The sequence below is a fragment of the Bartonella sp. AU18XJBT genome (assembly GCF_028618595.1).
Lineage (GTDB): Bacteria > Pseudomonadota > Alphaproteobacteria > Rhizobiales > Rhizobiaceae > Bartonella.
This window is the reverse complement of sequence record NZ_JAQITE010000050.1, coordinates 1-8,171: the sequence shown is the minus strand read 5'-3', so window position 1 is coordinate 8,171 and position 8,171 is coordinate 1. Positions and strand designations below refer to the sequence as shown.

Sequence of the window (8,171 nt, the reverse complement as noted above, 5' to 3'; positions counted from 1 at the left end):
TGTTAATGATGATGCATGGGTTTTCGGTGCAAATGCTCATGTTTATGGCAATGCAAAAATTAATGACAATGCTATCGTTCGTGGTCAAGTTTATGACAATGCCTTTGTTTGTAATAAAGCTAATATCATTTTTGATGCAAAAATCTCTGACAATGCGAAAATTGCTAATAATGCTTATGTAAGGGGCTTTGTTTATGGCAATGCAAAAATATTAGGCTCTGCTCGTATTGATTGGGCTGCTCATGTTTACGATAATGCCGTCGTTTCTGACAATGTATATGTTTGTTACTTAGTAAAAATCTTTGGCAATGCTATAGTTGATGGCAATCAAAAAATTTATGATGATATTGGGAATAATAACAAAACCATAAATGAAGCTGCTTAAATAAAGCATGGGCGTTGTGGGGGCGCCTGCTTTCTAATCAAATTTTCCATTCCAAATTTTATCAAACGTTTATCACATTAGATTGTGAGGGTATCCCTATGTGTAAAAAATACGAATTAACCAGTGAAATAAAAAAAATCAAACATGCTCTTACTCGCAATATTACAAGCCTTTATCGCATTCGTGCTTTAAGGGATTTTGATGATGTCAAGGCTGGCGATCTTGGGGGTTTTATTGAAAAGGAAGTTAACCTATCCCATGATGGCAATTGCTGGGTTTATGATGATGCTTGTGTCTATGGTCATGCCCGTGTTTATGATGATGCAAAAATACGCCATTATTCGCAAGTCTGTGGTCTGGTTTATGGCAATGCCGAGGTCTATAGCAAGGCTTTTATCTCTCAATATGCCAAGATTTATGATCAGGCTTGTGTTTATGGGAGTGCTCATGTGTATGGCAATGTTTATGGCAATGCTCATGTGAGTGGTGCTGCTCGCGTTCTTGCTGATGCTCATATTTATGACCATGCCCATGTTTCTTATGATGCTACGGTTTTTAGTTATGCCCGCGTCTATGGTCATGCCAAGGTTTGTGGCTCTGCTTGCATTTATAGCCATGCGAAAATTTATAATTATGCTGTTATTAAGGGTCGTGCAAAGATTTATGGCAAGGTCTATGGCAATGCGCGCGTGGGGGGCTCTTGTGAGATTTATGGCTCTGTTTATGGCAATGCAAAAATCTCACATTGTGCAACGATCTGGGGGCGTGCTTATGGCAATGCAACAATCAACACAAAAAGCAAAGCAAAGTTGGTTCCAAAAAATTATGAGGTTTATGAAAACAATAATGTTGTTAAGATTATTGATAAAACAGAATAAAAATAGGTATGGGAGCACCTTCTTGATGGCTATAAACGCATCATAAAAGAAAGAATTCATAAAAGAAAGCCGTGCCAACTGATATGACGCGGCTTTCAAATGTCTATCCTTATGAATCAACCCTAATTAAGGTAATAACGCGTATATACAAAACGTATTATATTACAAGCGCTCTATTAGAGATATGAAAACTTATCAAAAGGAATGTAAATGATGCGTATGATCTTTAATCACTCGTTTGAATGAGAGAGCCTATAAACGCTTTTCGTTTCTCTCAAACGTATTAATCATAACACCCTCATTTGTGAGGTGGTCTTTTGAAATAAAGCACATGATCAAAATGCTTCTTTTAAAACAAGCTCTCATAAAGACAATAAACAACCAAACAACCGCTTTTATCAAACGCAAGGCTTTAAAAACTGTTATAAACATCAGTTTCAAACGTTTAAACGTTCATGTAGAGAGGTTCTCATAAGCGTATTTTTACTTTTCTTTAAATGTAACTTTTTACAAATAAGCTGGCTTAATTTTGAGTTGGAAAAATCAACCAGCTCAAATTCGAGCTTGTTATCTTTAGAATAGAGCATTCTTTAAACAATGGCGTTTTGTCTAAAAATTTAGAAAAATTCCGTACCTTATGATGTTATAACGATTTTGCTATTCGCTTGCTTGCCTATATCATAAAGGCTTTCAATTTCATAAGATATGACGTTTTGAATTTCATTACCTTGATTTCCTACCTCGGTAAAAAAATACCGTGGTTATAAAATCAATCTTGTCTTTAAATCCTTTGTGCAATCTTTATGAATTAAACCTATAAGCTTATGAATGCTTCAAACCGTTAATTGCTTTAATGCCATTTTAAAGGTTTTTCCCAATTTTGGGGAAAACTATATGATCTCTATTTTCTATAAATGCGTATCTTTTAATACAATTTACCTTATAACAGTTTCAAACGATTACCTCTAATAGGTAATAAAATATTGCTATAAGAGATATAGATTTTTGCTCCCCAATTTTGGGAAGCAATAATTTTGGTTTTATACGATTAAACAATCCAATCTTTAAAACAAGCTGTGATCTTTAAACGTATGCGATTTATGTTATCGATAATTCCAAACGACTAAATTTTTAAACAATGCGATTTCTGCTGTGATAAAAACGTATCATAAAATTTATGAACTGTTATGAATGATAGCTGCTTTTCATTTCATATGAACGTTTACATGCGTTATAATATTTGCACCATGATTTGCTTTTTATGGTCTATTCATACATGCCAATCTTATATAAAAAATGATCAATTTAAACACGTATAAAAAGATGGATTCTTGAGTGGATTCATATAAAATAATTACAAACAAACTATTGACTTTATTGTGTTTTTTGATATTATATCTCACATTGTCTGACCAGTTGATCTCAACACGCTTAATTGCCTCATTGTCTGAAAAGCGAAACCGCTTCTCAACGGGGGCATTCTCTCGCAATGGGTTCCATGTCACCCATAACTCTGCTCTCCACCCCTCTCCCTCTTCACGTAAAGTCGGTATAAGCGTTTGCCAAGCCGTCTCTGTAACGGGCTCTGCCTCATCAACCCAACAAAGCAAAATACGCCCCATAGACTTGATACTTGCAATATTGCGGTCAAGACCAGAAAACTGAAAGGCTATACGACCATCTATCGACTTAATCGAAGATTCCCCAACCTTGTAATATTCCTTTAAAAAGTCATGCGCTTCAATGGCGCGTTTAATCTCCTCCAATGAACTTTCTGCCAAAGAATTCTGAAACTGTCGTGCACAAAGGATAGTGCCCGATATCCCTTGCATACCAAATTGATAGCCTTTTAAAGCCGCCATCAAGGCAAATGATCTTGTCTTTCCAGATCCTCTCCCTCCCCAAGCAGCACGCACCAAAGCCTTCCCTGTAAAAATCGGTATAAGCTTTGGAACAATATTAATCTGTCGTGTTGTCATGAACTAAAGGCGCGATTTCCACACGCGTTATCATCTTAATCGCCCCGCCATCTTCCCCTGTCACTTGAAGAGGCAAAATCTTCCCCAACAATGCCAAATAAGCAGCGGGGCATTTGATTGCCTGTTTTTCTAGATAAGAGACCAAACCATCATCACCATATTTCTTACCAGCGCGCTCTGCTGCCTTAAGCACTGCTTCTTTCAAAATACGTGTCGTTTTATTTGGCACGCCTTTTACCCGCCCTTGACCTGCCTTTGGGGGCGTTCTTTTTGCAAGTTTTTCAGTGGTTTTCATGTGTGTTTCTTTTTGTAAACAAGACAATAAAAAAACCCCGCAAAAGCAGGGCTCTGAACAATCAGATAAACTTATAAGAAAGGTTATACCTTTACCGTAATTCTAGACGCAATTCGACTAGTACAGCAACGCCATAAAACACTATTTTTCATATCCTGTCAACAAAAAAATCACAATATTGTGTATTTTTTATTTTTTTACCTAAATCTAGTGTCTTTAACAACCAACCACTCACAATTGTATCTTCTAAACGAATCAATTATATGGAAGCACAAAGTTATTGATTAGCAAAAAGCGGGGGGCATTAATGTTATTTCTCAAAAAAGCAGATTTATGCAGAATTAAAAAGATATTTACACTAATTTTATTTTTACCATTCTCTGCTATAATTAGTCTTATGTTACTTGCTTTTAATCCCTTCGGATTAGACAATCAACAACAAGATAAATTAATTGTACCAATATTTGTAGCATTTGTATCGTATTTTTTGATACTAAGTGCATGTGCAAGAGAAGAAAAGCTAAGTTTAAAAGATGAAAATATTGACAGCGCATTTTATGAGCTCTTATCCCTCCAATTCCAAACAGCGGCTTGGGCGGCTGGGTCGGCAGTTTTTGTGTTTTATCCTGTAATAGGAATAGCATTTTTAGGAGTGTTAATTTTTATTGGTATTTTTATTACTATAATAGAAAATTTAGATGAAATTGTAGGAATCGTAGCGATTATAGCATTGATATTAATTTGTCTTATAGCGCTGGTAGCGTTGATCAAATTTATTTGGAAAATTGTCTAACAATCAAAATATTTATTAAGTCTTTTTCCCTAATCTTTAATATATACTTAAACTCCAACCACAAAAGAAATAATGAATTACTTATCAGCAAAAAAAATAATTTACTTATTAATCATAGTGATCAGTGGGCTTTTTCTTTCTGATTATGCTAACAGTGAACAGATTCTTACTCATTACAAGTCTTCTAATACTGATGAAAATTTACATGAAAAAATTAAAGTTTTGCAAAAGCAATACGTAGTAGAACAGCACCCAAACAAGATTTTATCAGATAGTGGAATTAATCAATATAACATTTCGTTTTCCACTGTTTCTGATTATGAAAAACCTCAGAGGCGCATAACATTTGATGATTTCATCATTATATTCATCATTATAACAGGAATATTCATATTTATTAGTATAATGTCCATCATCATTAACTTACTTTGGCGCTTTAAATTGAAAATTCCTGCTTATTTCTTTTTATTAACAACTGCTCTAATTAGTTGCGCGGTATTACTCCTTTTAATTCTTGATTAAGAATCAAAATATTTTATAAAAGATTTGCCTTAGCCTTTATATATGCTTTTTCTATGTCCAATAGCCAAAACTAATACGACAAGCTCCTTATCATAGAGTTCACAAAGTATCCTGTAATCTCCTACACGATATCTCCATAAACCTGATAACTGTCCTTTTAAGGGCTTACCTATTACACGCACATCTTCAAGAGGAGCAACATGTTGATCTAAAAAATCAACAATCCTCCGTGCTTCTTTTTTATCGCATTTTTTTAAAAAACTAAGAGCTTTTTTTTCATATCTAATCGTCCAAGCCAAGCTCTTTCCTCACCTCTTCAGAGCTATAAAAAGTACCCTCTCCCCTTCGAACGCGCTCTCTTACTTGTGAAGCTAAATAATAATCCTCTGCTTCCTCTATTCCACGTTCAATAATCTCACGCAAATAAAAAGACTTTGTACGTCCTGTCTTAGCAGCTAAATTATTCAAACGTGTTTCGAGATCACTTGGCAATCGAATAGATATCGTCATAACACAATCCTCATATTTGTATTCACTGTAATACAAATATAACGAATTGTACAGAAAAACGTTTCGCGTCATAGCGAAAGAAACAACATAAAACATTTACCATTTAGTTTTTCTGTCAAAATATTTATGAAGCGCGTTAAGAGCGACCCGCAATGAATTCACAAGATGTGGTAATGTTTGGTCTTCGATAACAATATATTGTATTGCTGCATAAAGATTATACTGTCTATAGAGATGTTGTGTTTCTTTTATCACCTCTTGCATATTAGAAAACTGTTCTGTTGCAAATTCAACCCATTTTTCTCTTGCTTTGTCATCAGAAGATGATGGTATTTCATCATAAACAGCGCTTGGTAAACCTTTTGCACACAAATAGTCATTTTTCACTTCAAGATATTTTTGCGCAGCATCATACTGGTCTTGAGTAAGCATGCCTTGCAAACACAGCCGCCCAACATAAGTACCAGCAAGCGGATTTTTAGCCTCTTCAATAGTCAAACCAAAGCGTTTAGCACGCATTTCAATTGCCAATTGATTAACAGGATCTTGACGTACTTTCACTTGTGAAATGTAAGCATCTTTCTTTTTATTTTTTTTCACTTATACCCCCAAATGTCTGTCTAATATCTTGCCCAATTTTATCTGATGCTAAACATGTTTCTTTATCCAAAATAAATAACCACGTGGATAAAGAGAGACCTATAATTATAGTTAGTACACTTATCTTTATTTTATCATTAGCCAGCCCCCAAACGAATACAACCAATGTCAACATAAATACAATGATTATTGCTATTTCAAAACCAGTAGCAGGTACATCATTACCTTTATTCTCTAACAACGCTTGTTGCATAAGCATATTATTCTGTATAATTATTTGCAAAGAATTGGATTGACTCATTAACATCAAAAAGGAACCTCATCATTTATAACAGTATGAGGCGTATCAAGAGGTTGCTGGAAACTTCTGTCATAAGAAGATAATGGCTCTTGATTATCATTATTTTTTCCGTCTAAGAGCTTTAACTCGCCTTTGAATTGCGGTAAAACAATCTCTGTTGTGTAACGGTCATGCCCATTTTTATCTTGCCATTTGCGTGTCTGTAATTTTCCTTCTACGTAAACTTTTGAACCTTTGTTTAGATACTGAAGTGCAATTTTTGCCAAATGTGGATTAAAAATCACAACTGAATGCCATTCAGTTTTCTCTACTTTTTGATGAGTATTTTTATCCGTATAGCTTTCAGAAGTTGCTATACTAAAATTGACTACCTCAGCTCCAGAATTCATTGTTTTGCTTTCGGGATCAGCACCTAAACGCCCGATTAACATCACTTTATTTAGCATGTTTTTTCTTACCTTAAATTTGTATTTTAATACATACAAAATCCTATCATGATTTGCATATTTTTTCAATTATTTCAAAAGGATATTATTGTTTTTTAACATATAAAATTATGTCTTAAAGCACTCTTTGATAAATAATCAATTGACATAAATGCATGGTGTATAGTATCAAGTATCAAGAGGGTATATATGGCAATCGTTAGTTTTAAGCATAAAGGGTTGAAATTATTCTTTGAAAGAGGAGTCTGCAAAGGCATACAACCCGCGCATGCTAAAAAATTAGCAAACATTTTAGTAATTTTAGATACAATATCCGCGCCTGAACAAGTTACTCTTAAATCGTATCGTCTACATGCGCTTACGGGCGATTTAAAAGGTTACTGGTCAATGCGTGTCAATGGAAATTGGCGTGTTACCTTTCGTTTCATTGGGACAGACGTTGAACTGATTGATTATCAAGATTACCATTGAGTTTTGAGGTGTTATTATGATGTACAATCCTCCACACCCTGGCGGCATTTTGAAAGAAGAATTGCTTGATGAATTAGGGTTAACAGTAACAGAAGCTGCAAATCGTCTTGGTGTTGCACGTTTAACTTTATCCCGCGTCTTAAACTGCCATGCGGCGATTAGTATTAACTTAGCTTTACGGTTAGAAAAAGCGGGTTTAAATGATGCGGAATTCTGGCTTAAATTGCAACAAAAGCATGATTTGTGGCAAGCTCGGCATAACAGCCCAATCCCACATATTTCACCTTTAGAGCAAGTAGGGCATCTTTAAAAAGACTTAGTCCATCTTTCTTCACACCTAGAGGTCATGTTCTTTAAAATCAAGCAGCTTCTGATAGTTTTTTTATTTCTTTGTTGATTTCATCTATGAGAGGCTCAATATTCAGAACGCTTTTAGGAACATTACCACCGTAAACCCACGCCTTCACTTGCGCTTTGGTACTAAAATCCGCATTTTCTGGTGTGGTATAATACTGACCACCATCAAACTTTTCACACTCTCTTGTACCGTCTTCATATTCGTAGAGGTTGTAAAAATACTCCTCTGCTCCGTCCCCCCAAGGAACATAACCAACAGCTGTTGCAACCCACTTTTGTGGTATAATACTGACCACCATCAAACTTTTCACACTCTCTTGTACCGTCTTCATATTCGTAGAGGTTGTAAAAATACTCCTCTGCTCCGTCCCCCCAAGGAACATAACCAACAGCTGTTGCAACCCACTTTTTTCGCATGGGTTGTTTACGGATTGTTAAGAATAAATGTTTAAAAATGAACATGCTTTAATCCTAATTTTACCAATTGGTCTATTTGTCTTAAATTTGATCATACAGAGCGTTTTATATTGTAGATGTTGGATTTATCATAAAATCTTTAAATCGCTTTGTAAGGTACCTTTTTGTCGATTTAAACGCATGTCTAATCGTAAAATGATCAGCACTTTTCACTATT

At 35.0% G+C, this 8,171-nt stretch carries 11 protein-coding genes and 2 pseudogenes; 5 read left to right on the top strand and 8 right to left on the bottom strand.

Annotated features, from left to right (window positions below; translation table 11 throughout):
* Both PVV60_RS08930 and PVV60_RS08925 read left to right on the top strand, forming a co-directional pair.
* Positions 1 to 385, top strand: a pseudogene (locus PVV60_RS08930) (hypothetical protein); the annotation flags it as partial.
* 98 nt (positions 386 to 483) lie between these two features.
* Positions 484 to 1,263 (top strand): hypothetical protein, encoded by a 780-nt coding sequence (locus tag PVV60_RS08925; RefSeq protein ID WP_273724399.1) that lies wholly within the window; start codon positions 484 to 486, stop codon positions 1,261 to 1,263.
* A gap of 1,394 nt (positions 1,264 to 2,657) precedes the next feature.
* On the opposite strand, the pseudogene PVV60_RS08920 reads toward PVV60_RS08925, so the two are convergent.
* Positions 2,658 to 3,242: pseudogene (locus PVV60_RS08920) on the bottom strand (phage terminase large subunit); the annotation flags it as partial.
* On the bottom strand, positions 3,223 to 3,537 hold the full coding sequence (locus PVV60_RS08915; RefSeq protein WP_273724397.1) for a hypothetical protein: 315 nt from the start codon (positions 3,535 to 3,537) through the stop codon (positions 3,223 to 3,225). The pseudogene PVV60_RS08920 and the gene PVV60_RS08915, both read right to left, overlap by 20 nt.
* Positions 3,538 to 3,817: 280 nt before the next feature.
* On the opposite strand from PVV60_RS08915, the gene PVV60_RS08910 reads away from it, so the two are divergent.
* Positions 3,818 to 4,330 (top strand): hypothetical protein, encoded by a 513-nt coding sequence (locus tag PVV60_RS08910; protein WP_273724395.1) that lies wholly within the window; start codon positions 3,818 to 3,820, stop codon positions 4,328 to 4,330.
* Positions 4,331 to 4,881: 551 nt separating this feature from the next.
* Here the strand turns inward: PVV60_RS08910 and PVV60_RS08905 are convergent.
* From PVV60_RS08905 to ssb, 5 genes are all read right to left on the bottom strand, one after another.
* Positions 4,882 to 5,151: a type II toxin-antitoxin system RelE/ParE family toxin gene (locus tag PVV60_RS08905; protein WP_015856325.1), complete on the bottom strand. Its 270-nt coding sequence runs from the start codon at positions 5,149 to 5,151 to the stop codon at positions 4,882 to 4,884.
* Positions 5,135 to 5,362: a DUF6290 family protein gene (locus PVV60_RS08900; RefSeq protein WP_007346764.1), complete on the bottom strand. Its 228-nt coding sequence runs from the start codon at positions 5,360 to 5,362 to the stop codon at positions 5,135 to 5,137. The genes PVV60_RS08905 and PVV60_RS08900 overlap by 17 nt, the downstream gene beginning before the upstream one ends.
* A gap of 96 nt (positions 5,363 to 5,458) precedes the next feature.
* Entirely contained in the window at positions 5,459 to 5,962 is a 504-nt protein-coding gene (locus tag PVV60_RS08895) for a hypothetical protein (RefSeq protein WP_273724394.1), read from the bottom strand.
* Entirely contained in the window at positions 5,949 to 6,263 is a 315-nt protein-coding gene (locus PVV60_RS08890) for a hypothetical protein (protein WP_273724392.1), read from the bottom strand. The genes PVV60_RS08895 and PVV60_RS08890 overlap by 14 nt, the downstream gene beginning before the upstream one ends.
* A gap of 5 nt (positions 6,264 to 6,268) precedes the next feature.
* On the bottom strand, positions 6,269 to 6,709 hold the full coding sequence (gene ssb / locus PVV60_RS08885) for a single-stranded DNA-binding protein (RefSeq protein ID WP_273724390.1): 441 nt from the start codon (positions 6,707 to 6,709) through the stop codon (positions 6,269 to 6,271).
* A 189-nt stretch (positions 6,710 to 6,898) separates the two neighbouring features.
* Between ssb and PVV60_RS08880 the strand changes: the two genes are divergently transcribed.
* Together PVV60_RS08880 and PVV60_RS08875 are read left to right on the top strand one after the other, a co-directional pair.
* On the top strand, positions 6,899 to 7,180 hold the full coding sequence (locus PVV60_RS08880; protein WP_273724388.1) for a type II toxin-antitoxin system RelE/ParE family toxin: 282 nt from the start codon (positions 6,899 to 6,901) through the stop codon (positions 7,178 to 7,180).
* 16 nt (positions 7,181 to 7,196) lie between these two features.
* Positions 7,197 to 7,490 carry a HigA family addiction module antitoxin gene (locus PVV60_RS08875; protein WP_004856691.1) on the top strand — a complete coding sequence of 98 codons (294 nt, stop codon included), beginning with the start codon at positions 7,197 to 7,199 and terminating at the stop codon, positions 7,488 to 7,490.
* Positions 7,491 to 7,539: 49 nt separating this feature from the next.
* On the opposite strand, the gene PVV60_RS08870 is transcribed toward PVV60_RS08875, so the two are convergent.
* Positions 7,540 to 7,836, bottom strand: coding sequence for a hypothetical protein (locus PVV60_RS08870; protein ID WP_273724402.1), 297 nt, complete (start codon positions 7,834 to 7,836; stop codon positions 7,540 to 7,542).
* Positions 7,837 to 8,171: the final 335 nt, after the last annotated feature.

Excerpts from the sequence above, each read along its gene's own strand:
- PVV60_RS08890 (WP_273724392.1), bottom strand. The coding sequence starts at position 6,263 with ATGAGTCAATCCAATTCTTTGCAAATAATTATACAGAATAATATGCTT.
- PVV60_RS08880 (WP_273724388.1), top strand. The coding sequence starts at position 6,899 with ATGGCAATCGTTAGTTTTAAGCATAAAGGGTTGAAATTATTCTTTGAA.
- PVV60_RS08875 (WP_004856691.1), top strand. The coding sequence starts at position 7,197 with ATGATGTACAATCCTCCACACCCTGGCGGCATTTTGAAAGAAGAATTG.
- PVV60_RS08900 (WP_007346764.1), bottom strand. The coding sequence starts at position 5,362 with ATGACGATATCTATTCGATTGCCAAGTGATCTCGAAACACGTTTGAAT.
- PVV60_RS08870 (WP_273724402.1), bottom strand. The coding sequence starts at position 7,836 with ATGGTGGTCAGTATTATACCACAAAAGTGGGTTGCAACAGCTGTTGGT.
- ssb (WP_273724390.1), bottom strand. The coding sequence starts at position 6,709 with ATGCTAAATAAAGTGATGTTAATCGGGCGTTTAGGTGCTGATCCCGAA.
- PVV60_RS08915 (WP_273724397.1), bottom strand. The coding sequence starts at position 3,537 with ATGAAAACCACTGAAAAACTTGCAAAAAGAACGCCCCCAAAGGCAGGT.
- PVV60_RS08925 (WP_273724399.1), top strand. The coding sequence starts at position 484 with ATGTGTAAAAAATACGAATTAACCAGTGAAATAAAAAAAATCAAACAT.